1 protein-coding gene is annotated in these 1,332 nt (G+C 58.6%); it reads right to left on the bottom strand.

Features of this window, described 5'->3' with window-relative positions; genetic code table 11:
• Nucleotides 1-1,332, bottom strand: a 1,332-nt coding sequence (locus tag ACFL9S_RS22820) for a hemagglutinin repeat-containing protein (protein ID WP_405264161.1), incomplete at both ends; no start/stop codon positions are given.

Genomic DNA, 1,332 nt, shown 5'->3' with positions numbered 1-1,332 from the left:
TATTCTCCACCGCATTCTTGCCCGCAATAGCCCCGGTCGTTGCGGCTGCCGAGCTGTTGCCTGCTACCGCTCCCGCTGCTCCGGCAGCAATTGTTCCTAACAGGCTCAGCTGCTCTTTGTCCGCCTGCGACAGTCTGGCAATCTCCTCTGGCGTGCTGGCGTGATAAAACGCTTCGGCAATAAAGCGCGTGACCAGCTCACCGCTGAACGCTCCGGCAGCTCCGGCGGCGGCATTGCCTCCCGACATCTGTGCCGCCACCGCACCCCACACCGCATGCGCCATCGCGTTGGCAACCACATTCGTGTTGCCGCCGGCATCGGTGGTTTGCGCTTTGATGACCTGCGCCACCAGTGGGTTGGCCGCTCCGGCAACCGCCTGTGAAATATTTCCGTTAACCAGTCCCTGAAGCACACCGCTTACTGCCTGAACCACCATCTGGTTCTTGCTGCCCACGCCGTAATCGGACATGGCTTTCTGATAGGCATCGCTTTCTCGTAATCCGGCCAGCCATTTGGCCCTTTCTTTTTCTGTCGCGTTATCTTTAAGCGGTGCAGCGCCTTTTTTCGCCTCTTCCAGCCCTTTGATATCGCCCATCGTGTTCACGATGCTAACCATCTGGCCGGTGATTTCCCCCACCGCCTGTGCCGTCTGTAAACGCTTCTGCTCTTTCTCTTTATCAAAAATCGGGCTGATGCTGCCGTTGGCCGAGGCAGTATCACGGCTCAGGCTCCCCACGTCCTGCTGTTGGTTAGCCGTATCGCGGATAACAATCGTGCCCTGTTCTACCGCAGACTGAGTGGTGCCTTCCGCATGCCCTTTGCCGTTCAGCCCTGCCAGCAGGGTGCTGGCCGAGTTCGACAGCACGTTGCTCAACATCTGCCCGCCCATTGAGCCGCCGTTGCTCATCCCTGCGCTGATACCGGCATGGCTGACCTTGTAATCCGCCTCATTGCCCAGGTTACTGAAGCCCAGCGTGCCGGTATCCAGGCGATTCTTATCCGCTGCCGCCTGGCTGGCAATCACGGCGCCGTTCAGCTGAGTATGTTCACCCACCTGAATATCAAACCCGCCCTTCCCGGCATAGATACCGCTCTGCTCCATCACGCTGTCATAGGTGCTGTGCATTTTGTCACGGCTGGCATTGATATAGCCGGACGCGGTCATTGAACCAAATGTGAAGCTGCCGCCTGCGCCAACGCTGGTCTGTTTTGAATCGTAGCGGTCGCTGTCCTGCTGGCTGGTGATGGTCAGATTGCGCCCGACATCGGCGCTGACCTTATTACCGTTCACCTGAGCACCGGTTAACGTAGTATCACGCCCGCTGTTCAGCG

The sequence above is a fragment of the Erwinia sp. AnSW2-5 genome (genome assembly GCF_045107195.1).
In the GTDB taxonomy this organism is placed as follows: Bacteria; Pseudomonadota; Gammaproteobacteria; order Enterobacterales; family Enterobacteriaceae; genus Erwinia.
The sequence above is the reverse complement of the archived record's forward strand: the minus strand, read 5'-3'. Positions and strand labels throughout refer to the sequence as shown.